We start from the raw sequence: 26073 nt of genomic DNA, 5'->3' as shown, positions 1-26073 counted from the left end.
AGGTTTTTAGTTTTTTTACTACTAAACAGTAAACTTTCTAAATATGACCCGAACTTTAAATTACCATAATCTCCCTAAAAAACAACCTGTACATTACCAAGTCAATGGATTGGACCTCGTCATCATAAAATATGATGATACCGTATCTGTCCTTTATGGTCGCTGCCTGCACCGCGGAGCTTTGATGTCCGATGGATATGTGGATGGGCACAACCTTATTTGTGGTCTTCACGGTTGGGATTACCGTATAGATACCGGGGTTTCCGAGTATAACAATGAAGAAGTACTGCATAAGTTCAAGGCCGAAATAAAAGATGATTTCATTTGGGTAGATGAATCGGAGATCAATGATTTTTTGGTAAAACATCCGCAACCCTTTAACAGAGAACAATACTTAGGTCAATATGCCGATACCCATCCTGAAGACACCGAGCCTTACACCAATTATATCAAAGAACTTGCCCAAAACGGACTAAAAAACTGGGGACACCACGGCCCTTCCGCCAGTATGGGGGTAGATAGAACTACCTTGCCCAAATGGGAAAACATCCAATTTTTACCTGCTCAGTTGGCAACTCGTCCGTTATTGGATGAAGAAGAAGTAGCAACTTCCGTCGTCATTGGGCCAGAGGCTAAAAAGCCTTTGAAACTGGACATGCCTCTTTTTGTTTCGGACATGAGTTTTGGGGCACTGTCCCGTGAAGCTAAAATTGCCCTGGCCAAAGGAGCTGAATTGGCGGGTACAGGTATTTGCAGTGGGGAGGGAGGGATGCTTCCACAGGAACAAGAAAACAATTCCAAATATTTCTATGAGTTGGCATCCGGCAAATTCGGATTTTCCTGGGACAAGGTAAAAAAGGCCCAAGCTTTTCATTTCAAAGGGGGTCAAGGAGCCAAAACGGGTACGGGTGGACATTTGCCAGGCAACAAGGTCACCAAAGAAATTGCCGAAGTGAGAGGACTCAAAGAAGGCGAAACAGCTATTTCTCCGGCGGCATTTCCAGACTTGTTTACCGTAGAAGATTTCAGAAAGGTGGCCGAAGAAGTCAGGGAAAAAACAGGTGGCATCCCCGTAGGCTTTAAAATCGCGGCCAGCCATATAGAGGCTGATATTGATTTTGCTCTTCAAGTGGGCGTAGATTATATCATTCTGGACGGTCGTGGGGGCGGAACCGGATCTGCCCCTACTATTTTGAGGGATAATATCAACGTGCCGACCATTCCCGCCTTGGCGCGTGCCAGAAAACACCTCGGCAAAATAGGAGCAAAAGATGTTACCCTTATCATCACGGGCGGACTGCGCGTGGCGGAAGATTTTGCCAAGGCCATGATGCTGGGGGCTGATGCCATCGCTGTTTCCAACTCGGCCTTGCAGGCCATTGGTTGTTTGGGAATGCGAGCATGTAGTTCCAACAATTGTCCGGTGGGCATTGCCACGCAAAAGGAAAACTTGCGCAGTCGCTTGATTATTGACACTTCCGCCAAGCAATTGTTCAATTTCTTTACAGCCACCAATGATTTGATCAAGGTTGTTGCCCGTGCTTGTGGACACGACAACGTCGAGAAGTTTAATCATAACGACTTATCCACATTGGATTATGAAATGCACCGTTTAACTGGAATCAATTATGCAGGAATACACTAACATAGACCAGCACATACACCAACTTTGTCAAACCTTGGCCAAGTTTGGACGAAGTTTTGCCAATAAGAAAGAAGATGATAGCCACACCAACCTTAGGTTTGATTTTATCGGAACACGAATCTGGGGGCGATGGGGAACTTTTACCAAGGGACGATTGATCCCAGTGTTGAATTTAGAGGATCAAACGTTTCATTTTCTTGACCATCAGTACCAAATAGTCGCTTCTTTTGAGACCATGGGCAAAACACAAAGTGAAGTAGAAGAGGCCGTTGCCCAATATTTGAGCAAGGAATTAAAAGCCAATGGAGCTGATTTCACTGGACCCTTACATTTTGAAATTCCAGATTACGATTTTAAAAGTCACACCATTCAAAAATGGGATAGCGAAGCGCTTAAACAATGGATGCACTACAGACTTTTGGCCAACCAGGCCAGTGGGTTTTTGCTTGACCATCTCAATGTCGCATCCGAAATTCGTATTTGGCCCCATCATTTTGATACTGGAATTTATGCTGAATTGAATACAAATATCGCTATTGGTTTTGGCTGGGCCATGGCCGATAGTCTGGTAGATGAAGCGTATTTTTATTTTTCCGTTTATGGTCTCAACGGGCATAGTATTGACTATGCTAAGGTAAAATCACTTTCAGCAGGTAAATGGATTACCGGGGAACACTGGAATGGAGCAGTACTTCCTTTAGGTGAGGCTGAAGCAAACCATATTCATTCGTTTTTAAGGGAAACTACAGCATGGACACTTTCGCAAAATTGATCTTAATACTATCTTTTTCAATGGACGCATCTCAAATAATGTGGGCACAAGATCCGGGGAACTCAGAAGAAGAGCAGCGCCATTGTTTATGGAGGACAACTCATTTTCTATAGGTCTTGCGCCCCAGTATGCATTTAATATGGAAAGTAAGAGTGTCCATCGCAATTTCAAATTGTTTACCGGTTCTGTGGAGTCCACGCATGCGGAAAATAAAAAGAATGATTGGCTTTTTACGCTAGGAATCAACTATCGGTTCAAAATTTAATATTTTTTTTTACTAAAACCCATTATGGAGCTCTCACTTGAATTTTGGTATCTTTTTCCTGTCTCCATACTTATTGCTACTATTGCAATGAGTACTGGTATTGGGGGAGCTGTATTTTTCTCCCCTTTGTTCATGCTGGCCTTGAAACTGGAGCCAAAAATAGCGGTAGGTGCGGCACTAATCACCGAGTTATTTGGATTTTCGAGTGGTTTGATCGCCTATTACAAGACTAAACTTATTGACTTTAAACTGGCCAAAAATTTACTGTTATTTTCCGTACCAGCAGCTATTGTGGGAGCCTATTATGCAGAAATGGTCCCCCCTATGGTGCTCAAGGCCATTTTTGCGGCGGGTCTCGTGTTTATTGGATTCCAATTGTTCAATGCGTGGCGAAAAGAGGAAAGGGAAAAGAAAGAGGCCGAGCAGCGTGAAGAGTTTGCGATAAACCACGAATCGGAATTGACCGACGCAGAGGGCAATACCTACAGGTACACCGTATGCAATAGAAATATGGGGAGGAGTTTTGCCGCCGTGGGTGGTGCATTTATCGGAATGATTTCCGTGGGCTTGGCAGAATTGCAGGAGTACCATTTGGTGGCCCGATGTAAAGTGCCCACACCAGTGGCCGTGGCTACTTCCATTTTTGTGGTGGTCATCACCGTATTGGTTGCTTCTGCTGGCCACTTTTACGAATTTGCTGTAGCGGGCGGTGAGGTACTTGACCAAGTAATGAGTGTGGTGATGTTTACCGCGCCAGGGGTGGTCATTGGCGGCCAGATAGGACCCAAACTACAAAAAAACCTGCCCGAAGACAAAATGAAAGTGGGTATTTCCATCTTATTTGTTATACTCGGTTTCTTTATGCTTTACACATTAACAACATAAATATGTTCATTATGAAAAATATCTTAGTTATTCTCTTGATCATTATAGCCATCGCTATGATCTTTATTTCGTTTAAAGCGGGCATTCCCGCTCCGGGCCTTACCGGATTGGGATTTATCATCATTGCGGCATTATTTTACCAAAAACCCAAAGGATGAAAACACAGATAGCGATCCCCAATTCAAATGGTGAAACCCTGCATGCCACATTGGAACTGCCAGCAAACAAAAAAGTAGAACAGTATGCCATTTTTGCACACTGCTTTACCTGTAGCAGCCAGCTTTCCATTGTTCGCAATATTAGCAATGGACTTACCCAATACGGCTTTGGCGTGCTGCGATTTGATTTTACCGGTCTGGGCAGGAGCGAAGGCGATTTTGCGGACACGAATTTTTCCCACAATCTGGAGGATTTGATCACCGTGAACGATTACTTATCCCAGCACTATCGAGCACCTACTTTAATGATAGGGCATTCCCTGGGTGGTGCCGCTGTTTTGGTGGCGGCAGCTAAACTGGCGAACATAAAGGCAGTTGCCACTATCGGAGCTCCTGCCGATGCACTGCATGTGTCGCACTTGATAGCTGATAAGGAGGATATTATGGAAAATGGGGCGGCCTCGATTTCAATTGGTGGCCGTCCTTTTACTATTAAAAGGCAATTTTTGGAGGATCTTGAAAATCACGATGTCCATACCATTGTTCCAAAACTTCGCATTCCCATACTCATTCTTCATTCGCCCCAAGATACGGTGGTGGGAATCGAGAATGCGGCCAAAATCTATCAATTGGCGCATCATCCGAAAAGTTTTATCAGCCTGGACGGGGCCGACCATTTGCTTTCCAAAAAAGCCGATAGCCTTTATGCGGCACGTTCTATAGCTACATGGGCGGACCGCTATTTGGGTTTTGACGATGAGCGGGAACCCCTAAAACCCGATAATGCACAGGTAGTTGCCCATCTGGACCTTGAAAATCATTTTACGACCCAGATTTCTAATGGAAGGCACGGTATTACAGCCGATGAACCCAAAAGCGTTGGAGGCGATGATTTGGGATTGGCACCATTCGAGTTGCTTCAAGCAGCTTTGGGTGCCTGTACCAATATGACATTAAAACTTTATGCCGAACGCAAAAAATGGGATTTAAGGGAAGTGTATACCCACATGAGTTTTGTAAGGGATACCGTTGATAATGAAAAAATGGAGACCATTACCAAAATGATTATATTGGAGGGCAACCTGACCGAAGAGCAGGAAAACAGGTTAATAGAAATTGCCGCCAAATGTCCGGTCAATAAAACCCTACTTGCAGGGGTGAACATTAAAACATTGCAGTATGAACAGTAGACATATGAAAACCTTTGACGCCATTATTATCGGATCGGGACAAGCAGGGACCCCCTTGGTCTTTAAATTGGCGGCCCAAGGTCAAAAAGTAGCTTTTATTGAAAAGGAACATTTTGGGGGCACTTGTCTGAATGTGGGATGCACGCCCACCAAGGCGTATGTGGCTAGTGCCAGAAGAATGTGGGATGCACAGCATGGGGAAGCCCTAGGGATCGAAATTCCGAAAGGTGCCAAGACCAATCTTCAAAAGATCAAGGCCCGAAAGGATGCTTTGATCAAAAAGTCTGTGGACGGTATCGCCCAAGGAGTGGAGAAAAACGAAAACATTACCTATTTTAAGGGTGAGGCCCGTTTTGAAGGGAAAAAAATTGTGGAAGTGAATAACGAAAAATTGACTGCCGATGAAATTTACATCAACGTAGGGGGCAGGCCATTTGTTCCCGAAGGCTATGAAGACATCCCATATCTGACGAATCAAAGTATTTTGGAACTGGAAGCGTTGCCGGAACATCTATTGATCGTAGGGGGCAGCTATATCGGCCTGGAATTCGGACAAATGTTTGCCCGCTTTGGCTCCAAAGTCACTATTATTGAACGAGGTAGCGCGATTATAGGTCGGGAGGATGAGGAAACCAGTCGTACCATTCAAGAATTTATGGAAGCCGATGGGGTGGATTTTAGGTTGGAAGCCAACTGTATTTCAGCAAAGAAGAATCAGGATGGAAGCATTTCGGCCCAAATAAATTGCTCCAAAGAAGGGTCCGTCGAAATACAGGGAAGCCATCTGCTATTGGCTGTTGGGAGACGCCCAAACACGGATGGTCTGCAACTCGAAAAAACAGGAGTGGAGACTAACGATAAGGGGTTTGTAATGGTTGATGATCACTTGGAGACCAACATAAAGGGTATCTATGCCCTTGGTGATTGCAATGGGAAGGGAGCATTCACCCATACCGCTTACAATGATTATGAAATTATAGCCGATAACAAATTCGAGGGGAAAGACCGCAAAGCTTCGGATAGAATCCTCACCTACGGACTTTTTGTCGACCCTCCCATGGGAAGGGTAGGTATCACCAAAAAGGAGGCAGAAAAAAAAGGCTTGGAGGTACGGATTGGCCATCGCCCTTTCAGCAGGATTTCCCGTGCCAAGGAAAAAGGTGAAACCCATGGCTATATGAGTGTGGTGGTGGATGCCAAGACCAAAAAAATACTGGGGGCCACCGTACTCGGTGTAGGCGGGGACGAAATCATTAGCGGGTTGATCAATATCATGTATGCCGATGCGAGTTATGAAGTCATACGAGACTCGGTACAACCGCACCCCACCGTTTCGGAACTTATTCCGACGATGCTGGAATCACTAACTTAATACCTATAGAAAATGAAAGCCATCTGGAACAATCAAATTATAGCGGAAAGTGACGAAACCATCGTCATTGAAAACAATCATTATTTTCCTGAGGAAAGCATTAAATCAGAGTTTTTTGAAGATAGTGACACCCACACTAGCTGTCATTGGAAGGGTGTGGCCAGTTACAAAACGCTGGTTGTAAATGGTGAGACCAATAAAGATGCCGCATGGTACTATCCCGAGCCCAAGGAAATGGCAAAAGGAATTTCGGGCTATTATGCTTTTTGGAGGGGCGTTAAAATTGAAAGCTAATGAATATCGAACAACAGTTTTTGAAAACACGACAACAAACGGAGTCTATATGCAGCCCCTTGGAAACGGAGGATTATGTGGTACAGCCCATAACCGATGTGTCGCCCCCAAAGTGGCATTTGGCCCATACCACATGGTTTTTTGAGCAGTTTGTTTTGGTGAAATATGACCGTAACTATAAGGTGTTCCATCCAGATTTCGCCTATTTGTTCAATAGCTATTACAACCATATGGGCGAAAGAACGCTACGACAAAATCGGGGGATTATGACCCGGCCAACGGTTGCCCAAGTTTATGAATACCGAACATATGTTACCGAAGCCATCATAACTTTACTGGAAAGAGGATACACGGCTGAGCTTAAGGGCTTGGTAGAAATCGGCATCAACCACGAGCAGCAGCATCAGGAGTTGTTGGCCTATGACATCAAATATATCTTGGGTACGCAGCCCACCTTTCCACGCCTTGGTGAGCAGTTTAAACTCAAGGAAGAGACACATCAACACCAATGGCTCCATTTTTCGGAGGGGTTATACGAAGTGGGGTATCAGGGAAATAGTTTTTGTTTTGACAATGAACTGCCCGTGCACAAAGTCTATCTCGGGGAATTCGAAATCAGCAACAAAATGGTGACCAATGCCGAGTATCTGGAGTTTATGGAGGACGGCGGCTATGCTAATTTCAAGCTGTGGCACGATGAGGGTTGGCAATTTGTTCAAAATAATAATATAAAGCATCCGCTTTATTGGCATTTTAGGGATGGAGAATGGCGGCATTACCATTTCAATGGCTTGGAAAAGCTAAATCCCAACCTTCCCCTTTCACATATTTCTATGTACGAAGCTTATGCTTTCGCCACTTGGAAAGGCATGCGATTGCCCACCGAGTTTGAATGGGAGATAGCCGCCCAACAACTGCCCTGGGGCCAACTCTGGGAGTGGACAGGTTCGGCCTATCTGCCTTACCCTGGTTTTACCCATGTCGAAGGGGCCCTTGGTGAGTACAATGGGAAGTTCATGCTCAATCAAATGGTATTGCGTGGCGCATCGGTAGCCACACCAAAAGGGCATCAGCGGAATACCTACCGCAATTTTTTCTATGCCTCTAGCAGATATATCTTTTCAGGAATTAGACTCGTAAAAAAATAATATTTAATGCAGGAATTTTTTGAACACGTAAAAAATGGGCTCAGTAAATCTCCAAAGCAACTATCTTCCCGCTATTTTTACGATGCTAAGGGAGACGCCCTTTTTCAAAGTATCATGCAGTTGGAAGAATACTATCTTCCCCGTTGCGAGATGCAAATCATTAAGAGCAAGGGTGAGCAAATGGCCCAAGATATTTCAGCAGTCCATCCCAGTCTGCAGATTGTGGAATTGGGCGCGGGTGATGGCAGAAAAACCAAACATCTGCTCAAGCAATTCAAACCCTATATTGATGCACTGGAATATCTGGCATTAGACATTTCGGTCAATGTGTTAGCCACCAATAAAGCTGAAATAAGGAACGAAGTCGAACAGATTCAACATAAAAGTTTGGCCGGTAATTATTTTGATACGTACCAGGACTTGCCAACGACACCCTATGGAAGATTGGTCCTATTTTTGGGTGCTAATATTGGCAATTATCCGACACCGGATGCGATTGGTTTTTTCAAGTTTATCCGATCAAACCTTAAAGCGGATGATTATTTTTTAGTTGCTTTTGACCTAGTGAAGCACCCCAGAAAAATTCTTGCCGCGTATGATGATTCACAAGGCGTTACCAAACGCTTCAACCTTAATTTACTGGAACGCATGAACCGGGAGTTGGGCGCTGATTTTGATGTGGAGCAATTTGATCATTTTCCTTTTTACGACCCATTGACGGGAATCGCTTCTAGTCAGATTGTAAGTTTGAAAGCGCAAACCGTGGAATTTGCGGATGGGTTCTCTGCCTGTTTTGATGCTTTTGAAGCGATCCATACTGAAATTTCCAAGAAATTTTTCTGGGACGATATAGAAGAAATAGCGCATCAATCACAAATGAAGATTGTCCACTCCTATTTGGATGACCATAATGGGTATACGCTGGTTTTGTTCCAGCCCCATGGGCAAGTTGGCACACCTAAATAGGAGCCTTAAAGTTAAGAGGGGATACTAGGGACAGCCCAATTCTTGACCTTGATGATGCAGGGATGAAAATATATCCCGTTTCCACCCAAGGTTGCAGCACCAGCACAAAGGATGTTCCAGAAATTGGCCGATTGCTTGTTGGTCCGTTCTTCCAATCGATCCAAAGGTTCCACACATCGGTATGAAGCCCAAAAACCAATATATTGCGTTTTAGGGCCACGTATTTTCGATATCCTGGGGACGCACCCATTCCCCAACCGTTTTCCCGTTCGTTCTCGGTGCTGAAATCCTGGCGGCCGGTACTATTGGCGCTAACCCGAAACAACCATGACGTATTGGGGGATACAAAGCGCTCATGGTTCACGGCAACAATAAAACCTGCTGGATAGGCCTGTAGCTCCAAACCGTAAAGATGTTCTTTGGAATCCGGCTTTAACTGTACGATGAGCGCGTGGCTCCCGAACAACAAAAAAAGTGCGCTAAGTCGTACGGTCTGTAACATAACCGGGTTCATAATAGCTTTAATCTTGCTTCCAAGGCCTTGTTTTTTTTGAGCATTTCCTTACCATCCCGGTAACCGAGATAGTTATGCCCTTGTTTTTTATTATAGCGGGCTATCCGATATAAAAGCCGCCAATGCCGTATAATCTCTTTCCATGCAAAAACCAAGGAGTGCTTAGGGTCATATATATGGGTGGGTTCACTTCCCGCCCCGTTCACTTCGATGACCTTAAAGTTGGTTCCTTTGGAAAGGTCCTCGATGGATGTGCATAAAATGTCCAGCCTGCCAAAATGAAACCCTTTGATCGTAGAACAGATCTTGTTCAAGGTTGTTTCCAACTCCTGGGTGTTACGATGGCTCTTATCGATGAACTTGGCACCCCGGGTATGGCTGCCGAACGGCACCAATACCTGTTTTTCCCCCTTGGGCAATACCTTGTTCCAGCTATCGCGAAATCTACGTGCTAAGCTGTGGCGCTGTAAGCGGCTTCTTGGTTGCTTTTCAATGAGTTGTCCAAAGGTTTCGGTGCCATTACCGGTTATGGAGAGAAACTTCTTTTGAACGATGCCGGTAATCCTACCATCCTTATTTCCCGGAGTACGTACGAAAAAAACACCCAGTTCCAAGGGATGCTCCACCAATTCCTGGACCAAAAAGTCAGCTTCCAAATTTTGTTGGTACGCCAACAGGTCCTGATGGGATCCGATACGTTCCACACCAAGACCTTTGAGCCCAATGTCCGGTTTGGCAATGTAGGGGGGCTTAAACCCGGCCAGTTCTACTTTTTGGACCACTTCCAATGAGGGGTCTGATGTTTTGATCAATATCGTTTTGGGGATATGATCTCCTGGCATGAGGTCGTAGATGGCCTTTTTGGATTCCATGGCCATTCCGCCATTTGCGATGGAAGGGTTTACCGCATTAAAGAAAAAAAAGGACCTTGCCCGTAACGAAAAATAGAGCCAAAAGGGGAACAAGGGATAATAAATGGCCCAAAAAGGCCAATATTCCCAATGTGACAATCTGTAAAAAAAATCCCGTATGCCCATTATAAATTGTGTTTTAGCTATATATACTGCTTTCGGCTTTTTTGCATACTGTAGGTGCCAAGGGCTCATAATCCAGTGAAAACCCCTTTTTATCGGGTTGGGCCTGAGTAATGCTTACCGAGATGATATTTTTCCCATTTTTGTGCAAAACATCCGTGCCCAATCGTTGAAATTGTCCTTTGTGTAACCTGAAAATGTCACGGGGCAATGGGGAGCCGTTTGTCAGGTTCAAAAACTCTCGGAAAATGGATTCCTTTCTTTGGCTGGTCTTTTTATCGTAGAGTGTAGCAGAAGACCATATATGGGACTGATTTACGTCGAGTTCACCAAATGTTGCTTTTTGGTCGTTCCATCGCACTTCAATCAAACGGTCAACGCTTGATAACAGAAGGGTGAACGGAGCCATGTTGTGGAAGTCTGTTTGTTTCAACAGCCACAGAAAGTTTGGGTGACGCATAAGTTCCAACATGATCATCCCCCTGCTTTTTATATGATGTGGCTCCGATTTAAAAGGCTCCAAGGCCCCATTGAGCAAGACGGCGACCCAACCATCTTTTCGGATGGCCATCCAAGTGCCACCTTTGCTGGGGTCTTTGGGATAACATATGGTTTGTTGTCCATGCCTGTAAAGTTTTGGCGGGATGGCTTTGGCACGGGATACATTTTCATCACGGGTAGAGGTGATAATACGGCCATGTGGCCCATTACTGTAGCTTACTGTGCACATTGATCTCTAAATTTTAGTGTTGAGGGCGCCACTCCAAAGGAAGTGGGGAGCACTATGGTCGTAAAATCTGCTATGGCTACTCGCAATAATGCTTCATGGTGTATGGTGTGCTCTAGATTGTACATCAATTCCCGATTGTAGCTTGTGGGGATCGTGTATTTGTCCCCATTGAGTTGATGGGTCAATAGTAATTTTTTATCGGCTTGTTGGAGGTTATGGGCTATTTTATGGAGCAACTTGACGGCATACGTGACATTTTCCTCTATTTTTTTATTTCTGGGCCTATCATCATAGGATACATGCCCGGATTGATAGCCATTCAACAATACGAGGTACATCTCAACCACATGACGGGTATGTTGTCCTATGGAAGCATCCGACAATAACTGGCAAGGCTCTGTATAAATCTCATAGGGCAGTTCCAATAGGATATCCCGCAATTCCAGTAAAACATTTTTAGTGGTTTCAAACATGGGCTTTGTAAAAAGATTTTAAATAAAGTTTGTAGAACAGTTGTGTCATATAAATGGCCAATCCCAGATAAAAAAGCCCCAAGAGCCATGTGAACATAAAATCATAGCGCTCCATATAGGTTTGTAGCCTATGGGCCATGTACACGAACATGGCCATACCGATGAGGGTTCCCAATGCAATGCCAAAGAGATAGACCATGGTCCAAGCGTTTCCTTTTCTCAGGATTTTCCTTTGATACAGCCATTGGTTCCAACCGCCCCAAAAAGGGAACTGTAACGGATTGCTGATGCCCAGGACAACACCCAAGGTGAAAGGGGAAGTCAGGGGTAATGGCAATGTCTCCGTTAGGGATCCATCCATCTGCTTTATGGTTATATCGCCAGTGAAGAAGCAGGAGTAGGATAGGTATATCAATAATAGTACGGCAATGGGCATGACATAGGGCAGGTATTTCTTCCCGGCCCTAAGTGCTGCCGATGCCTTTAATAATCCAAGGACCACCATTATTTCAATCAATAGGATCGTTGAGATAAAAATGATGGTCTTTGAAAGACCGCTCGAACCATAAATTTGACTGGCGGTAAGGTTTAGGGAGCCTATGGGCAAGGCTCCCAAAAAACTTATGGCAAAACCTGCAAAAAACAGCTTCCAGTATCTTTGAAAAAATGACGTTTCCATGGATGTATAGGATATTCCCAAGGGAAAGGTTTCTTACTAAGGTTTGTAATTCGCTTTGACTGTCACTTCGATTTCCTTGGCGATATTGGTCGAAGGTTTTCCTTTGGAAAAGGTTACCCCATAATCAGCCAATACGATGTTCATTTTGGACTCAAGGTTGATTTGTGAGGAAGCCACTGTAATCGCTGCGGTAGCCTCGAAATTTTGGGTAGTTTCCTTAATGGTCATTTCCCCGGAAATCTGAGCGGTGTACGATCCATCCGTGTCAAATTTTATAGCGCCCATATTGGTGATTTTTCCAACAAATTTCGCTTTGGGGTACTTTTTGGTATTCAAAAAGTTTTTACTGTTGTAATGCTTTTGCATCAGTGCCTTTTCAAACTCAAAGCCCTGCATGGGCACCGAAAAGACCAATTCTCCCGTATCGGTATCCAAGGTGGTGGTCACCTTATAATTGTTGGCCGTAATGTCCTCGACGGACGTATGGGAATAAAAACTGATATGGGCATCCTTGGCGACCAGTTTTGCCGGTGGCAAGGCAGTGAAGGCTGTTAGGGCACAAATACTTACAAAAGATAGAATCATTGTTACTTTTTTCATGTTGTTGAATTTTAATTGTGTTTAAATATGATATGATTTACTCTTTTACAATGTCGCATTTTTCAAGGATGACATCCTCGTAAAGTTCCATGTCGGCATCGTAGGATGCGCCGGAACGAATGACCCCTTTGACGGTGATTTGCTGTCCGGTCTTAATGTTGTCCGCATGCTTGTTCGTGTGCTGGGTAAAGGTGCAGCTCACCCCGGCCTTGTCATTGGCTTCCATAAGGAGTATCACTTTTTGTTGGTTCATGTCCTCATCGATGGATTGGACCGTTCCAGTGACCGAAAGGATTTTGGATTCCCCTTCATCGTTGAGGTATTTGGCATTGGCAGCAGTAGGGTTCTCCAAATATTCATGGACGATGGTCGAAGCGGTCAAATTGAAATCCGCTTTGGAACCCACGACATTCCTATGGGGCATGTTGAACAGGTATAGGGCAACCCCAAGGCCTACGATCAGAACACCTAAAAACACCAGACCAATTATTTTTATTCGTTTCATTTTTTCTGTTTGCCTGAATAGTCAACGGATTTTATTTTCCTGACAATTCTTTTTAAAGAGTGAAGATAAAATTGACTTAAGGGCCAAGAAATGTTTTGGTTCTTTTTGCGACTGACCTAAAGAACCTTCAGAAACAATCACTATAAAATGGACCATCAACTGATCGATTGGTTTGAAGCCTATTCCGACGACCTTTACGGTTGGGCATACTACAAAACCAGTTCCAAGGAAGTCGCGGAAGATTTGGTTCAGGACACTTTTCTCTCCGTCGCCAAAGCAAAAAAGGGATTCAATAACCAAAGTTCGGCCAAGACTTGGTTGTTTTCCATATTGAACAACAAAATTGTGGACCATTACCGAGGAAGGGCCAAAAAACAAAGGATTGCGGAGGAAATCAAGGAAAAGGAAATGTCCGAGACCATAGGTTCCTTTTTCGTGTCCGATGGCAGTTGGTCAGGTCCGCAAACGGGACGAGTGGATTGGCATCGAGACCACGAAATTTGGGACAATCCGGAGTTTGTTCAAACAATGAATTCCTGTATGGCCGATCTTCCGGATCATTGGCGATCGGCAATCTCCTTTAAGTACCTCTTTAATAAAAAGAGCAAGGAAATCTGTCAGGAACTCGGGGTAACGCAGTCCAATTATTGGCAGATCATACATCGGGCCAAGTTATTCCTGAGGGATTGTTTGAACAGACTTCAAGGGAACTGGCGCCGATAAAATTAAAAATAGAAGTGATGTTGAAAAGGATTATGGACCGATTGTTTTTTACCTGTGAACATACCAGTTATTTGGTGGAACGGGATAAGGTTGATAGATTGCCGCTGCTGCAAAGGTTTAGGTATTGGGTCCATTTGCGGTATTGTACCACTTGTATGAAATTTAAAAAACAATCGGACAGACTTGACGACATTTTAGCACTCATGTTCCATAAAAATCATGGAAGGAAGAAGTTGGAGAAAATGGACGAAGTCTCCAAGGAAACCATGCGTAAACGACTGGAAGAAAAAATCAATCGTTAGCCCAATTATATTTACCTGCTGGCAGATCTCACATTTAATTTATTCAAGATGAACAAGGAAGTTTCCCATAATACACTGTTCTTCATTCCCGATATTTCTGGTTTTACCAAGTTTGTCACGGAGGTGGAAATGGAACATAGCGGTCATATCATAGCCGAATTATTGGAAATTCTAATAGCTTCCAATACCCTAGGGCTTAAAGTGGCCGAAATTGAAGGGGATGCTGTTTTTTTTTATCGTAGGGGACATGAGCCCACCTTTCATGAAGTTGTTGGGCAGGTCGAGACCATGTACTTTAATTTTCACCAACATCTCAAATATTATGAACGAGATCGTATATGTCAATGTGGTGCTTGTTCCACGGCCAACCAGCTTACTTTAAAATTTATTTACCATTTTGGCACGTCCACCGAACGCAAGATCGGTCATTACACCAAGTTGTTCGGACCAGATGTGATATTGGGGCACAAGTTTTTAAAGAACACCATTAAGGCGAACGAGTATGTACTTTTTTCCCATTTACCGCCATTTTGTGACTGGCATAAAGAGGATTGGGTCGAACTAAGGCATGGATCGGACCATTACGAGGATATTGGGGAGGTTCAGTTCGATTATCTTCCCTTGGTACGACTCCGTAATAAAATGGAAGACCTGCCCCCTCGGCCGCAATTTAAAAGGTATGGCAAGCCTATCGTTCACAAGGTAGTACTGGATACCACGCTCAAGAACCTCCATGGAACCATTACCGATTTTTCATTGAGACCTCAATGGGTCTTTGGGTTGCGATCCGTGATTGCCCCCGACAAAAAACTGAAGACCGTTGGTGCAAAGCACCTTTGTGTCATGCCCAGGGGAAAGATGGAATTTGAGGTGACTTCCCAAAATATCGAGGAGGGGCATATTGAATATACCGAACAAAGCAATAGTGTTGGATGGTTGGCACCATTGACCACCATTTTTATATTGAAACGTTTATCAAACGGGAAAGCTTCGCTACAAATGGAGGTGCATTACAAACGTAGCCCACTTACCCGCTTTTTTTTGGATATGCCCTTAAGGATGATGCTATATTTTATGATGGTTTTATCCTTGCGCAAGCTAAGAGGATTGATCTAAAGTGTTTCCCTGTGATATGATATATGGTTTGGTTACCCAAACCCGCTGATAGGTTAGGGCGTGTTGTACTTTTCCAATCGCTTCCCCAGGGTGTCAATAAGGTCATCAAGAGTGGGGGATTGGTTCAATTCCCTAGCGTTCATTAAAGTTTCTATCTCCTGCTCTTGGGTCTTGATCAAGATAACGGGAAGTTCGTCCATGAAAGCAGCTTCAATTTCAGTGGTTTCATCTTTGTGCAGGAAGGTTTTGGTATAGGGAAGAGAGTCCAGATAGGTGGCCCACCGTTCTTTGATGGACATATTTCCATAGGTGAGTTGGCATAGCGAACAAGGGTAGGTTGATGGAAAAAATAGTTTATGGGCGAAATCACTCAGGGTACTGAACAAGTCGGATTTGGCATTGTAAACGAAGATGATTTCTTTGTCAAAGGTTTTCATAATATGATGGGTTTCAAAAGGATTCAATGGACTCGACCTTTTCTGATCTAATTTCACAGAATCATAATAATGGTCGTAATTCCTGTCAATCCTGACAATCGCACAGTCAAGTTGTTCTGTCATAATCTGCAAAGCTTATTTGTCAGGTTTTTGGAAGCCAGCGTCTGTTTTCAAAAATATATAGATGCGCCCACTATTTTATATTGGTTTGTTATTGCTGATGAACATTTACCCCATATTGGGCCAGACCTGTTGTTCCGGAGGGGTGCCCTTGGCCAATAACCTTGGGTTGCCCAATGAGGGAAACGGTGTGCTGAGCTTGAGTCTTAATTATGATTATAACAACCTTAACACCTTAAATGCAGGAACAGAAAAATTGGACGATCAATCCAGACAACGCATCACGAATTCCATCTTATTGGGGCTAGGGTATGCCTTTACCGATAGGCTTTCAGTGGAGACCATGTTTACCTGGGTCAACCAGAGCCGTACGATTACCCAGTTCGGCAATGAAAATTTCACTGAGACATCGGGGGTGGGGGATGCCGTGGTTTTAGGGAAGTATGCCTTTCCTTCGCTTTTGGGTTCTGCGTGGCAGCTGAACTTGGGAACTGGGGTGAAAATTCCATTTGGGCGATCGGATATATTGACCGACCAGGGCATACAGCTCACGGCAGATTTACAACCGGGCAGCGGGGCATGGGATATGCTGGGCTGGATCTCCATATCAAGACCTCTTGGCTTTAGGCCCTCAGCTACCATTTCGGGTAGTCTTACACATCGGTTTACCGGGACGAACAATTCCTATCTCAACAACACCGCAACCTATGAGTTCGGCGATGAGACCCAAGTGAATGTTGGATATGCTGACCAAATTTTTGCCCTAGGTACTGTTGTGAGGCCGGGCTTGGTCCTTAAATATAGAAGGGCCAGACAAGATAAAATTGATGATTCGGACATCCCCAATACAGGAGGGGAGTGGGTCTTTGTCCGACCTGAGGTCGGTATTGCGCTCAATCCGGATATCGCAGTGAATTTTAGAGCAGAACTGCCCTTGTACAGTTATGTGCAAGGGACACAATTGACCCCGACATCCCGCTTGACCATGGGGATGCTGGTCAATCTTTTTAGAAACAAAACACCACAAATAAATAGTTTGCCATGAAAAATGTATTGATTCTACTATTAGCATCAGGGCTTAGTTTTGCCTGTAGCTCCTCCTCGGATAGCACCGCACCACCTGATGGACCGGGACAGGGTAATGGAGGGGATAGCCCCTCAAATGTAGAGTGGTCGATTCCCAGATCAGAGGTCTTGGATGGTGGCCCGGGTAAAGATGGTATCCCGGCCTTGATAAATCCGGAATTGGTTTCCATTGAGGCCATTGACTTTTTGTCGGATGATGATTTGGTCATTGGTTTTAAAAACGGGGATGACGTTCGTGCATACCCCCATGCCATTTTAGATTGGCACGAGATCATCAATGACAATATCGGGGATGTTTCCGTGGCGGTAACCTATTGCCCTTTGACAGGAACTGGCATTGGGTGGAGCAGGCTGATCGATGGGTCCGAAACTACTTTTGGAGTATCCGGACTTTTGTACAACACTAATTTGATACCCTATGACCGTGCAACGGACACCAATTGGTCACAGATTCTCAACGAGGCCGTGAACGGTCCCCTTATCGGTACCTTGGCGGAAACCATTACCCTTTTTGAAACCGATTGGAAAACCTGGAAAGCCTTATATCCCGATTCAAAGATTGCAGGGAGGAACACGGGATTCTCCAGAACATATGGCGTATCCCCTTATGGGGATTACAACACGAACAACAATCGTTTTTTATTTCCTGTGCCCAAAGACTCCCGCTTGCCATCCAAGGAAAGGGTTCATGCCCTGTTGGACGGTGACCGGGCAAAAGCCTACCGTTTTTCCAGTTTTGATTCGGAACATGTGATTTCAGATGTGTTTGGAGGGAAGGGGTATCTGATTGTAGGTAATGCAAATTTTATCGTGTCCTTTGAAATGCCAGCAGGTAAAACCGTTGATGATTTTGAATATATCCATACTGGAGGGGAACTGTTACTGGAAGATAACGACGGCAATCAATGGGATGTATTTGGAGAAGCCCTTATGGGTCCAGATACGGGGTCTTTTTTAATCAAATCCAAATCCATGATGGGTATGTGGTTCTCCATTCCGGCATTCTATGAAACGGACATTTTCGGGCAGTAGAGGTTATGGGGTTTTATGCGCTTTAGATGAAGGTCCCAATGAAATAGTTAAAGGGAGGTCCCGTAAAATGGGTGATTGACTGTGCTTATTTTTTAAGTTCAAGTGCGGGACCTAACTTTTAGATCTTCTATATGTTTTTTATAAAACGTACTGAGTTCATGGGCCCCTGCACCGGACCATTTTTTCATATAAACACCTAAATGAAGCCACTGTAGCCTCCAGACTCCAATTGTATGATAGTGTCTTGCGGATGTGGTTATCGTTTTTCTTATCACTTTGAAAGAGGTGTTTTTATAGAGCCTTTGGATGAACTCGTTGTCCTCATAGACCTCATAGGTTTCGTCATAACCGTTCAGTGCAAAAAAGAGTTCGCTGTCGACAAAGAGTGATTGGTCGCCTCCCCTGCAGCAACTATGGTTGATTACTGTTGCCCACCCCATGAGTTTTAACCACCAATGGCCACTGTCAAAACGGAGTATAAAGCATCCGGCCTTGACCCTTGCGGTATGCGTTAAGGTTTTATGGATAAAATGGTCAAAGTGTCTTGGGGGAAAACTATCCGCGTGCAAAAAGTAGAGTATGTTTCCCTTTGCTATTTTGGCCCCATGGTTCATTTGTATGGCACGTCCTTTTTTAGAGGTGACATATTGGACATCGGAATATTGGGCCAATTTGGCTTTAATGTTATCGGAACCTCCACCGCCATCAACAAGAATCACCTCGGCTACGTGACCAAAGGTATTTTTATTCAGGTGCTCTATCAAATGGATGATACAGTCCGATGATTCATTATAAATGGGTACGATAATACTGATCATGATGCCAATTTAAAACTATTTGCCATTTAGGCCCCAATCATAATCCAAATAGTCAATATCTGCATTTGAAGAGATATCTATCTCGGTATATTTTTTAATATAGATGCGAATATCACCATCCAAAAAGTCATTTTTGTACCATTTAAATATTTTAGAGAGGTTCAGCTGCTCCCTGCTTATTTGGTTCCGTTCGGAATTGATAAAATCCTTTGTTGCGCTCTCCAATTGCTCATCAAGTCCTTTTGCTTCATAGGCTTTATTGGATAATTTAGGACAGGACGCTGAAGCACAGTTGATGGCAAAATGGATTCGGGGTTCTTCCATTTTTCGCAATATTTTATGTTCCAAATCGCCCAATGAGATCATGTCGCCCTTTAAGGGTATCAATTCTTGATCCCAAGGTTTTTTTATTTTTTTGATGCTCTCCGTAGGATAATTATCCAAGATCAGGAGTACGGTGTAGGCATTGTAGAGATTGATATAATAGGCCAGTTTTTCATTTTTTGACCACGTTTGTGTTGGTTGGTCCTCCTTTAGTAGTTTTAGGTATCCCTCTAAAATCTGTCTGTCCTTTGCAAACCCTTGATAGTCTACCTGTCCATTATCGTCCACATGTTGTTGCAACAGGAATTGCCATAGTGTATGGTCTGGATATTTGCCTTTGTCCTGTAGGACAGTTATTTCATTGTATCCATTGAACTGGCCCATAGAAGGGGGGGTAAAAATCAGTAAGGTTATAGAAAACAAAATCGTTAAGAAAAGTAACTTCATAAATATAGGATTGAATTTTTACTAATGTAGTCGGATAAAATGATTTTCCTGACAATTCAATGGGAATGCCATGGTCAGAATAGGCGTAAGTATTTTTCAGCATTGTGTTCGATTTTGAGATTTAAATGGAGAAAGATTACGAAAGATATGTCAGGAATACCATATGCCTCGTCTATTGATAATGTTAAGTCAGTTTTGGTTAACCAGTGTTTTATTTTTTGGTAAAAGCCCTAAAAGCCGGGGTATCCGTAAATGGTTAAGTTGAATAGGATATCCCCTTTTAGGCACTATGGCATCAAAAGAGTATGTATGTGTTGTTATGCAACTATGTCGGTGTACTGTAAAAAGATGCTGAGATTAATGCTCTTAACCGCTAGTAAAGAGAGACTCGATGTTCAGTGGATTGGTCAAAGCGTAATAATATATCCAAGAACCTAAGAAAATACTAATTCAATATTTATAAACTATGAGTATACCCAAATTGAATATCGAAAAGCTAGAAGTATCTACAAAGTCACAAACACTGTCAATTGTATGATTTTCAGTGTTTTTTTCTTTTAGGTAAATCGTTTGAACTCATTTAAATAATGAAGCTCAAGGCCCCTGACTTCCGAATCCTGGGCCATGGAGCTATAATGCCTTAAATTGAAATAGAATTTATTTGTTTTATACCGCAGTTCTTTGCGATGGCAAGTTTTTAACTTTCTACTTTTTTCAGAGGGGAATGATGTTCACTCACGATTTTCCATCCGTTATCCGTCTTCACGAATAACAACGAAATTTGGTCGTTTACAACAACAAGGTCTTCACCAAACTTCAGATGAAAATCAGAATGAAAGGTTAAATTGGCTACATCACCGTACACGGCAACCTTCATATCTTTAGTGTCGAATTTTACAACTTCGGTTACAGCTCCAAATGTATTGCGTTCAAATTCTTCATTATCCTTACTTCCATTTCGCGGAGCTCCATTTTTAAATTCAGTAAACTTTGGACTATAAGCATGGAAAGCAATTAGTTTATCCATATTTCCGTCTTTAAGACTTTGCGCAATGTCATCCCAGGTTTTCATTATTTCTTGTTTTGCCTCAGGAAATTCATCATTAATCAAATCTACTTTTACTTCTGCAACTTCTACTTTTTCTTCCTTTTCTTCACAACTCGTAACTACAATTCCGAGAATCATAATCATTACAAATATCAATTTTGTTCTCATAATTTTATATTTATTTGATTATTAGTTATTTATAAATATATGAAATTATGAATTAGTCGGAATTCGGGAATGTTTTGTCCTTAAATCTTGCTACAGGTTAATGTTGATTTTAAGCTGTTTTTAAATAAACCATATTCGGTGCTCCATAATCTTAAGATCAAAGTAATCTGATTTTATTGTATCGATTGATTGTATTTTTTGTTGTTCTTGTCGCGTGAGCTACGTCTGTATAATAGGTATCACGTTTTAGGTAAAAACTGGTACATACATCTTAAGTTTGATTCTCTTAAATTATTGATATACCCAGAAAGAACAGAAGAGAGAATTAAAGGTATGTTATATGATGAAAATTAAGGCTTCATCAACATTGGTAATCCCCTCTCTTTTATTACTCGGTCCATGTTCCGTTCTGTGAATCATTAATTCTCGTTTTCAAGTTATTGTTATACCTGTAACTGGCTGGCTCTTTCAAAAACTTGTACTTATGAATACATATAAAGAAACTATTTGGAGTCGACATCAGTAAGGGTCTATTTGTTGTGTATAGCAATACCGCAGGACATGTTGGGAATAACAATGAGTTCCGTATTCAAGAAGTCCCAGAGCGATAATACCTTAAATTGAAATAGAATTTGTTTTCACCTCAGTTCTTTGTTGGCACTTGTTTTTCTGTTTAATACTTTAATTCCAAGTGTTATTAAGACCACTATGAATGCAATAAAAAACATACTTGTTGAAATGCTTTTTATAACTGAAAATATATTAGTTGCATATGCTGTAGTCTCTTTCAATTCGGGATAGTTTTTAAGCATTGTGATAATTCCGAAATTCTCCAGATAATCTGCAATTCCGGCAATTATCGGTATTAGGCAGAGATAAATATATGGGGAATTTAATTTGTTCAATTTTTTCAAGAAATATCCCAAAAGCAAACAGTAAGAAAGTCCGAATAGTAGTGGGTAAATCATATCCACAGGTATTTGGTTGGTTAGATAAGTCACCCGTCCATTTTCTCCAAGCGAAGTGAATAGTTCACTGACATAATTCAAATCATATCCTGTGGGCATCATATCCAATAATTTCATTCCGTTAGCGAATTCCATTGTTTTGGGAATTGTAACTGTCAGCATAAAGGTGTAAACAACATTGGTCAAGATAAAAAGTCCTAAAACCTTTTGCCCTGATATGTTCTTTTCTAAAAATTCAGTTAATCGTTTCATTTTTTTCTCAAATAATTGCTGACGGTTGGTATATGAAAAGTAGGCGATTTGGAAGCACCAAACTTTCAGCTAAGCACAAAGTTTGATACGAGCCAAAAACCATGATTTTAGTACTGTTTCGTCTATTTTTCATAGGCTAACGATGTTAGCCACTGGTTTAATTTAATTCAGTTAAGGTATCATCTATGTATTTTTTAATAATATCTAGCAAAAGATCTACCTGTTCAAGATGCGTTCTAAATTGTACAACTGCTATTCGTATCCAAAACACATTATTTATGTTCGTTGAGGATAAAAATATACGTCCATCATTTTGAATGGCTTCAATTAATGCACTGTTGAATTCGTTTGCATCTCCATCTTTGGGCACATACCTAAAAATAGCAACAGAAAGTTCTGGTTCTGGCCCTACTTCAAAACCTGGTGTTTTTTGTATTTCATCATAAAAATACTTTGTTAGGTTTAGTTTTTCTTCTAATGCTGCTCTAAAAGGTTTTAAACCAAACAATTTTAATGGTAGCCACATTCTCATCCCTCGAAAGTGCTTTGTTTGTTCAGCAGATATATCTGCAGGTGAAATTTCATCTTCTTTACCAATAATATCTTGCATATAGTCTGCTAAGCAGTGATAGGCTTTTAATAAATTCTCTTTGTCTTTTATGAGTACAGCACCTGTTCCATAAGGAAGAAAAAGTGTTTTGTGCGGATCTAGTGTAATAGAATCGGCTTCTGTTATTCCTTTAAATTTTGAATCTAATTCTTTAACTAATTTAAAGAAACCACCATAAGCTCCATCGACGTGAAACCATATTTTGTGTTCTTTAGCTATCTCTGCAATGGTTTCTAAAGGATCAATTGTACCTGTATTTGTGGTTCCAAAAGAGGCATTAATATAGAACGGAATCAAACCATTTTCTTTGTCTTCAACAATTGCCTTTTCTAAATGTTCTGCGGAAAGCTTTAGGTTGTCGTCTAAGGGTATATATCTTAATTGCGCTTCAGATAATCCTGAAATCCGGATGGCTTTTAATATAGAATGATGTGCTTGTTTTGTAAGATAAATTACAGCTTTTTCAAAATCTCGTGCTTTTAAGTTACGGACTTCACGCGCTGTTACTAACGCCATTAAGTTAGCAATGGATCCACCCGAGGTTAAATTACCAAAGGCCGTATCAGGATAGCCCATAAGGCGGCACATCCATTTAATAATCATATTTTCTAAACGAACGGCTCCTGGTGCTGCATAAAATACGCCAGCATAACGATTGCTAATTGCTGCAATATAATCTCCAAGCGCAGAAGGGTAAAGCCCTCCACCAGGAATGTAACCCATGTGTCCTCCAGAGGCAGGATTTATACCTACACCATCAATATTTTTTGTTGTGCTATCTAATAATGACGTTAATTCAATCGCTTGCTCTTCAATATCTAAATTATATATAGCCTTGCCATTTTCTTTAGACTGCATAAAAGCTTTTGAAGTGTCTAAGTTGTTTATAAATGTATTGGAATACTCTAAAACCTCTGAGTTCCATTTTTCTCTTGTGCTTTCTTTAGGGTCTAAAAGGCGAGATAATTTCTCTAGCTCTTTAATTTTATTAATCATAGTTAAATAAAAGTTCTGAATGTTATTGTATTGTATACTTGTGGCTAACGGTTTAGCTATGAACAGTACGGGAGCAAACTAGCGTTTGCTTTCCGCCACGCACATAGCGAAATCTTTTGTTTTTGTTTTTTCTTTTTTTGTGTCAAAGCGAAATCCTAAAGATTTCGCGACCTTTTAAAAATACGCAAACCATTCGTTTAAGCCCGAAGCCTGTATTGTTTATAGGTTTTGTTGACATCTGGATTTTGCGTTCTGTTTTTCTATTATCACTTCCATTTCCAACTACGGTCATATTTTTCAATTTCGAAAATATTGATTCCTAATATTTTAGATTTTAATAATTCTTTTGATAAATCATTTCTTATGAAAATGATTTTATCTAAAATGCGATTATCATTTTCTTTGTGAGGAAATTGTCCCAAAAAAAATAACGGTAGATTATTAGGTATTTTTTTTTCATCAATTTTCAAAGGTGTAATTTGAGAAATGTTATATAGCTTACTCCAATCATCATACTCTCTACGATACGTGGAGTTTTTGTAATCCAAACAATCTACCCCAATTAGTGGATTAAACAAATAATAATCTTCATGAAAAGCGATACCATTTATTTTTGCCCGAGTCTCAAAGTATTCCCCACTTACACTATACCTTTCAAAGATATTTTTAATGCTTTTGGAAATAAATAGTTTTCCTCCTACAGTTAAAACAGGTGTTTTATCAATACTTAGTTTATTATCGGGAATATTTTTTTGACTTTGGATATTGAGTAAATCATCAAAGTCATAATTCGTCTTTTTTCCATTAAGTATCAAAGCATCAAATACCGATTGACGAGTTTTCTCATCTGCAAATTCGTATAGCGAATTGGAATCAACTAATATCTTATAATTCATTCTAGAAAAAGGATTAGTTTACGGGCTATGATTGACTTATAATTAAACATCTTTTTTTTATTTTCAAATCTTGTTATAATTTGACTCTGTTTTTATTAGCTTGTTGCCAACGTTGTCGGCCATGAGTAGTTGCGTGGTTTAGCACTTAACTTTGCAAGTACACAGCAAACTGAAAACCGCTAGGATTTTCAGAAATAGGCGAGAACAAGCAATTACTTATAGCATCGATGAAAAAGCAGTAAGTCGAGTATCTTTAAAATGAACTAAAAATTAAAGATATGATTACTCAAATTACTGCTGTACCGAAGTTATACATTGGCATCGACATTCACAAGAGAAGTTGGAAAGTGTATTGCGCCACAGATTTGTTTTCAGGCAAGTCCTTTTCAATGAATCCAGACCCTGAACAACTTAAAGATTATGTTAATAAACATTTCGCTGATTATGAAGTGTCGACCGCATACGAGGCAGGTTGCTGTGGATATTCAGCGCATCGTTGTTTCAAGTCTTATGGTTGGTTTTCTTTAGTGGTCAATCCTGCCGATATTCATAGAAAAGGCAAGGAAAAACATACCAAGACCGATAAGATAGATGCACAGCTGATAGCCAGAGAACTTAAAGATGGTAGATTGGAAGGTATTCATATCCCTGATGTTGATCGTGAGGAGCTACGAAGTCTGTTTCGAAGAAGGAATGATTTGGTAAAGGATTTTCGGAGGATAAAGAGTTACATAAAAATGCAGCTTTTGTATTTCGGTATTAAAGAGCCAGAAGAATTTGATAACGACCATTGGAGTCATAAGTACAGGAAATGGTTAGATGATATTGTGTTTAAAAACCCAACGGCAAAAGCTACTTTAGAGAGTCGTATGCGCTTCTTTCGTTTTGTGGACCAAGAGCTTCGAGATGTTTCTACTCAGCTTCGTAGGTATTGCAAAACGTACCATAAGAAGGATTATATGTTGCTTCGCAGCATACCGGGAATCGGCGGAATTGTTGCTTGTGGTATCTTATGTGAATTGGGAGATCTGCGACGTTTTAATAGTGTCAAACATTTGGCCGGTTATGTAGGATTGGCACCTGGAGTTCACCAAAGTGGAAGTAACTATAAAACCCTTGGTATAACTCCACGCGCACATCGTTTAATACGGAGCTATTTTGTAGAGGCATCTTGGCAGGCGATACGAGCCGATCCAGTTATGCAAGCTTACTATCGTAAGCATAAAGCTAGAAACGTAAAGAGTATTATTATTAAAGTAGCGCGAAAACTACTTAGTAGAACTTTGGCCGTTATTAAGACAGAGACCCCTTATTGCATAGGGGTACTGGAATAAAAAATAAACCATAACAAAGCTCACAAATTAGTAGTGAAACCCGTACCACAAAACAACGTGGGTGATCCAAGAAATTGGAATCACATCTTTATAGCAAGTGGCCGGGTCTATTATAATTTATAATCATACAGATGCTGGTGAACCCTAATAAAAATGGTGTATCACA

General features: G+C 41.6%; 30 protein-coding genes. 16 read left to right on the top strand and 14 right to left on the bottom strand.

Features of this window, described 5'->3' with window-relative positions; translation table 11 throughout:
- Positions 1-43 precede the first annotated feature (43 nt).
- The 10 genes from MWU56_RS05200 to MWU56_RS05155 are packed head-to-tail and all read left to right on the top strand — an operon-like array spanning position 44 to position 8695.
- A complete protein-coding gene (locus tag MWU56_RS05200) occupies positions 44-1645 on the top strand; it encodes a glutamate synthase-related protein (RefSeq protein WP_247042834.1) in 1602 nt (533 codons plus the stop codon).
- The gene (locus MWU56_RS05195; protein WP_247042832.1) at positions 1629-2417 is read left to right on the top strand and encodes a hypothetical protein; all 789 of its coding nucleotides are present in this window, start codon (positions 1629-1631) and stop codon (positions 2415-2417) included. Before MWU56_RS05200 ends, MWU56_RS05195 begins: the two co-directional genes overlap by 17 nt.
- 40 nt (positions 2418-2457) lie before the next feature.
- Positions 2458-2682 carry a hypothetical protein gene (locus MWU56_RS05190; protein ID WP_247042830.1) on the top strand — a complete coding sequence of 75 codons (225 nt, stop codon included), beginning with the start codon at positions 2458-2460 and terminating at the stop codon, positions 2680-2682.
- A gap of 24 nt (positions 2683-2706) precedes the next feature.
- Positions 2707-3567 carry a sulfite exporter TauE/SafE family protein gene (locus MWU56_RS05185; protein WP_247042829.1) on the top strand — a complete coding sequence of 287 codons (861 nt, stop codon included), beginning with the start codon at positions 2707-2709 and terminating at the stop codon, positions 3565-3567.
- 11 nt (positions 3568-3578) lie between these two features.
- Entirely contained in the window at positions 3579-3725 is a 147-nt protein-coding gene (locus tag MWU56_RS05180; protein WP_247042827.1) for a hypothetical protein, read from the top strand.
- Positions 3722-4915, top strand: a complete 1194-nt coding sequence (locus MWU56_RS05175) for a bifunctional alpha/beta hydrolase/OsmC family protein (RefSeq protein WP_247042826.1) — start codon at positions 3722-3724, stop codon at positions 4913-4915. Before MWU56_RS05180 ends, MWU56_RS05175 begins: the two co-directional genes overlap by 4 nt.
- Entirely contained in the window at positions 4905-6287 is a 1383-nt protein-coding gene (locus tag MWU56_RS05170; RefSeq protein ID WP_247042825.1) for an FAD-containing oxidoreductase, read from the top strand. The genes MWU56_RS05175 and MWU56_RS05170 overlap by 11 nt, the downstream gene beginning before the upstream one ends.
- A gap of 12 nt (positions 6288-6299) precedes the next feature.
- Positions 6300-6581: a DUF427 domain-containing protein gene (locus tag MWU56_RS05165; protein WP_247042824.1), complete on the top strand. Its 282-nt coding sequence runs from the start codon at positions 6300-6302 to the stop codon at positions 6579-6581.
- A complete protein-coding gene (egtB, locus tag MWU56_RS05160) occupies positions 6581-7729 on the top strand; it encodes an ergothioneine biosynthesis protein EgtB (RefSeq protein WP_247042823.1) in 1149 nt (382 codons plus the stop codon). Before MWU56_RS05165 ends, egtB begins: the two co-directional genes overlap by 1 nt.
- Before the next feature lie 6 nt (positions 7730-7735).
- Positions 7736-8695, top strand: a complete 960-nt coding sequence (locus MWU56_RS05155) for an L-histidine N(alpha)-methyltransferase (protein WP_247042822.1) — start codon at positions 7736-7738, stop codon at positions 8693-8695.
- Here the strand turns inward: MWU56_RS05155 and MWU56_RS05150 are convergent.
- The 7 genes from MWU56_RS05150 to MWU56_RS05120 are packed head-to-tail and all read right to left on the bottom strand — an operon-like array spanning position 8688 to position 13230.
- Positions 8688-9209 carry a hypothetical protein gene (locus MWU56_RS05150; protein WP_247042821.1) on the bottom strand — a complete coding sequence of 174 codons (522 nt, stop codon included), beginning with the start codon at positions 9207-9209 and terminating at the stop codon, positions 8688-8690. The two genes, MWU56_RS05155 and MWU56_RS05150, sit on opposite strands and share 8 nt — an antisense overlap.
- Complete coding sequence (locus MWU56_RS05145) at positions 9206-10246, bottom strand: D-alanine--D-alanine ligase (protein WP_247042820.1); 1041 nt, start codon at positions 10244-10246, stop codon at positions 9206-9208. The genes MWU56_RS05150 and MWU56_RS05145 overlap by 4 nt, the downstream gene beginning before the upstream one ends.
- Positions 10247-10259: 13 nt before the next feature.
- Positions 10260-10973 carry an NRDE family protein gene (locus MWU56_RS05140; protein WP_247042819.1) on the bottom strand — a complete coding sequence of 238 codons (714 nt, stop codon included), beginning with the start codon at positions 10971-10973 and terminating at the stop codon, positions 10260-10262.
- The gene (locus MWU56_RS05135) at positions 10961-11446 is read right to left on the bottom strand and encodes a DinB family protein (RefSeq protein WP_247042818.1); all 486 of its coding nucleotides are present in this window, start codon (positions 11444-11446) and stop codon (positions 10961-10963) included. The genes MWU56_RS05140 and MWU56_RS05135 overlap by 13 nt, the downstream gene beginning before the upstream one ends.
- Positions 11439-12125 carry a hypothetical protein gene (locus MWU56_RS05130; RefSeq protein ID WP_247042817.1) on the bottom strand — a complete coding sequence of 229 codons (687 nt, stop codon included), beginning with the start codon at positions 12123-12125 and terminating at the stop codon, positions 11439-11441. The genes MWU56_RS05135 and MWU56_RS05130 overlap by 8 nt, the downstream gene beginning before the upstream one ends.
- 36 nt (positions 12126-12161) lie before the next feature.
- On the bottom strand, positions 12162-12725 hold the full coding sequence (locus tag MWU56_RS05125; protein ID WP_247042816.1) for a YceI family protein: 564 nt from the start codon (positions 12723-12725) through the stop codon (positions 12162-12164).
- Positions 12726-12762: 37 nt separating this feature from the next.
- Complete coding sequence (locus MWU56_RS05120) at positions 12763-13230, bottom strand: OB-fold putative lipoprotein (protein ID WP_247042814.1); 468 nt, start codon at positions 13228-13230, stop codon at positions 12763-12765.
- Positions 13231-13377: 147 nt separating this feature from the next.
- Between MWU56_RS05120 and MWU56_RS05115 the strand changes: the two genes are divergently transcribed.
- From MWU56_RS05115 to MWU56_RS05105, 3 genes are read left to right on the top strand one after another with little or no spacing between them, the layout of a single operon-like run.
- The gene (locus tag MWU56_RS05115) at positions 13378-13953 is read left to right on the top strand and encodes a sigma-70 family RNA polymerase sigma factor (protein WP_247042812.1); all 576 of its coding nucleotides are present in this window, start codon (positions 13378-13380) and stop codon (positions 13951-13953) included.
- Positions 13954-13970: 17 nt separating this feature from the next.
- The gene (locus MWU56_RS05110) at positions 13971-14255 is read left to right on the top strand and encodes a hypothetical protein (protein WP_247042810.1); all 285 of its coding nucleotides are present in this window, start codon (positions 13971-13973) and stop codon (positions 14253-14255) included.
- Positions 14256-14303: 48 nt separating this feature from the next.
- Entirely contained in the window at positions 14304-15371 is a 1068-nt protein-coding gene (locus MWU56_RS05105) for a DUF2652 domain-containing protein (RefSeq protein WP_247042808.1), read from the top strand.
- A gap of 53 nt (positions 15372-15424) precedes the next feature.
- Here MWU56_RS05105 and MWU56_RS05100 read toward each other — a convergent pair whose 3' ends face one another.
- Positions 15425-15931: a hypothetical protein gene (locus tag MWU56_RS05100; RefSeq protein WP_247042807.1), complete on the bottom strand. Its 507-nt coding sequence runs from the start codon at positions 15929-15931 to the stop codon at positions 15425-15427.
- 61 nt (positions 15932-15992) lie between these two features.
- Between MWU56_RS05100 and MWU56_RS05095 the strand changes: the two genes are divergently transcribed.
- Both MWU56_RS05095 and MWU56_RS05090 read left to right on the top strand, forming a co-directional pair.
- Positions 15993-16973 carry a hypothetical protein gene (locus MWU56_RS05095; RefSeq protein ID WP_247042806.1) on the top strand — a complete coding sequence of 327 codons (981 nt, stop codon included), beginning with the start codon at positions 15993-15995 and terminating at the stop codon, positions 16971-16973.
- Positions 16970-18046 (top strand): DUF3179 domain-containing protein, encoded by a 1077-nt coding sequence (locus MWU56_RS05090; protein WP_247042805.1) that lies wholly within the window; start codon positions 16970-16972, stop codon positions 18044-18046. The genes MWU56_RS05095 and MWU56_RS05090 overlap by 4 nt, the downstream gene beginning before the upstream one ends.
- Before the next feature lie 98 nt (positions 18047-18144).
- On the opposite strand, the gene MWU56_RS05085 is transcribed toward MWU56_RS05090, so the two are convergent.
- From MWU56_RS05085 to MWU56_RS05060, 6 genes are all read right to left on the bottom strand, one after another.
- A complete protein-coding gene (locus MWU56_RS05085; RefSeq protein WP_247042804.1) occupies positions 18145-18864 on the bottom strand; it encodes a TIGR04283 family arsenosugar biosynthesis glycosyltransferase in 720 nt (239 codons plus the stop codon).
- Positions 18865-18879: 15 nt separating this feature from the next.
- The gene (locus tag MWU56_RS05080; protein WP_247042803.1) at positions 18880-19635 is read right to left on the bottom strand and encodes a DUF547 domain-containing protein; all 756 of its coding nucleotides are present in this window, start codon (positions 19633-19635) and stop codon (positions 18880-18882) included.
- Positions 19636-20332: 697 nt separating this feature from the next.
- The gene (locus MWU56_RS05075; protein ID WP_247042802.1) at positions 20333-20851 is read right to left on the bottom strand and encodes a YybH family protein; all 519 of its coding nucleotides are present in this window, start codon (positions 20849-20851) and stop codon (positions 20333-20335) included.
- Positions 20852-21489: 638 nt separating this feature from the next.
- Positions 21490-22071 (bottom strand): hypothetical protein, encoded by a 582-nt coding sequence (locus MWU56_RS05070; RefSeq protein ID WP_247042801.1) that lies wholly within the window; start codon positions 22069-22071, stop codon positions 21490-21492.
- 157 nt (positions 22072-22228) lie between these two features.
- Entirely contained in the window at positions 22229-23677 is a 1449-nt protein-coding gene (locus tag MWU56_RS05065) for a pyridoxal phosphate-dependent decarboxylase family protein (protein WP_247042799.1), read from the bottom strand.
- A 266-nt stretch (positions 23678-23943) separates the two neighbouring features.
- The gene (locus MWU56_RS05060; RefSeq protein WP_247042796.1) at positions 23944-24573 is read right to left on the bottom strand and encodes an imm11 family protein; all 630 of its coding nucleotides are present in this window, start codon (positions 24571-24573) and stop codon (positions 23944-23946) included.
- A 278-nt stretch (positions 24574-24851) separates the two neighbouring features.
- Between MWU56_RS05060 and MWU56_RS05055 the strand changes: the two genes are divergently transcribed.
- On the top strand, positions 24852-25907 hold the full coding sequence (locus tag MWU56_RS05055) for an IS110 family transposase (protein ID WP_247042794.1): 1056 nt from the start codon (positions 24852-24854) through the stop codon (positions 25905-25907).
- Positions 25908-26073: the final 166 nt, after the last annotated feature.

The organism is Allomuricauda sp. F6463D, from assembly GCF_023015965.1.
Lineage (GTDB): Bacteria > Bacteroidota > Bacteroidia > Flavobacteriales > Flavobacteriaceae > Flagellimonas.
The sequence above is the reverse complement of the archived record's forward strand: the minus strand, read 5'-3'. Positions and strand labels throughout refer to the sequence as shown.